Below are 1,428 nucleotides of genomic sequence, written 5' to 3'. Positions count from 1 at the left end.
GAACCAGCTCTGGTTGCCGTAGTGCACCTCGTCGCCTCCGATATGGATATAGGGAGACGGGAACAGGGCGACGATCTCGTCGAGCACGTTGCTGATAAACTCAAACGTCTCTTCCTTGCAGGGATGGAACGTGAAATGTTGCCATTTGCCCTCGCCTCCACCGGAGATTTCGGGATAGGAACGGCAGACAGCAGTAGCATGGCCCGGCATGTCGAATTCGGGAACGACCATGATGTGGCGATCAGCTGCATAGGCAACGATCTCCTTGATCTCTTCCTGGGTGTAGAACGTAGCGGGTGCTTTCGGGTCGTGCCAGTTGCCGACAGCCCCTTCGGTGGTCAGCTTCGGATAACGCTTGATCTCGATGCGCCAGCCCGGTTCGTCGGTCAGGTGCCAGTGGAAGACGTTCAGGCGAAGGGACGCCATGATGTCCAGATATTGTTTTACCTTCTCTTTGCCGAAGAAGTGGCGGCTCTCGTCGAGCATGAAACCGCGCCAGCCGTAGCGGGGCTGATCTTGTATCTTACAGGCACGCACGTTACCTTTGCCGAAACGGGAAAGTTGCAGAAGGGCTTCCTTCGCATAGAACAGGCCAGCTTCGGAAGAGGCTTGCAGCAGGATGCTGTTCGGTTCGACGACAAGCGTATAGGCTTCATCGGCCATCTTGCAATCGTTTGTCAGTTCCAGACGGATGGTTCCACTGGCGGGTGACGATTGCAAACCGGCTTCTTTCAACTCGGTTTGCAGTCCGGCGGCTAACTTGTCGGCATATCCGCCATTGCCTTGTACCTGGAGATTCTTTCCTATGACAAAAGAGCCTTTCCCGTTCTGCACCTTTGCGGGGGTCGGGAACAAAGGGTGTTGTGCCATCACCGGCAACACAAATAGGAGCAACAGGGTGCTCAGATAAATCAGTTTTCTCATGGCATATTTATATTTAATTATTCCCTTTACAGGGATATTCCTCTTTTGCCAGGGGATTAAGCCCCGGCAAGGGGTAGCAAATATATGAAAATTTCATATCTTTAGCCACAAAATTAAAGACAATGCCATGAATAGACTAATTATCCTTCTTATTGTACTTATCTGTTACGGGAACAGCCTTCGGGCCCAGGAAATCGAATACTCCCGACCGGTCAACACTCCTGAAAGTTGTACAAGCATCCTGGTCGGCAAGAAAGCATCGGCCGACGGTTCGGTCATGACCAGTCACACCTGCGACGGGAACTACCGCACCTGGATGGAGATCGTCCCGGCAGCACGCTACGAGCGCGACACGACAGTCGCCATCTATAACGGCCGCATGCACACCGAATATCCTGCCGACCGCACGAATATGGAATTGAAAGGGACAATACCGGAAGCCCGCTCGACCTACCAGTTTCTGAACACCGCCTACCCTTGCCTCAACGAAAAACAGTTGGGTAT

At 52.8% G+C, this 1,428-nt stretch carries 2 protein-coding genes; one reads left to right on the top strand and one right to left on the bottom strand.

Features of this window, described 5'->3' with window-relative positions; all coding sequences use genetic code 11:
- A partial coding sequence (locus BHV83_RS00500; RefSeq protein WP_286755314.1) for a beta-N-acetylhexosaminidase occupies positions 1–924 on the bottom strand: 924 nt, incomplete at its 3' end.
- A 127-nt stretch (positions 925–1,051) separates the two neighbouring features.
- Between BHV83_RS00500 and BHV83_RS00495 the strand changes: the two genes are divergently transcribed.
- Positions 1,052–1,428, top strand: a 377-nt coding sequence (locus tag BHV83_RS00495) for a C69 family dipeptidase (protein WP_286755312.1), incomplete at its 3' end; no start/stop codon positions are given.

The sequence above is a fragment of the Parabacteroides sp. merdae-related_45_40 genome (assembly GCF_001915675.1).
This window is presented reverse-complemented; position numbering and strand designations above follow the sequence as displayed.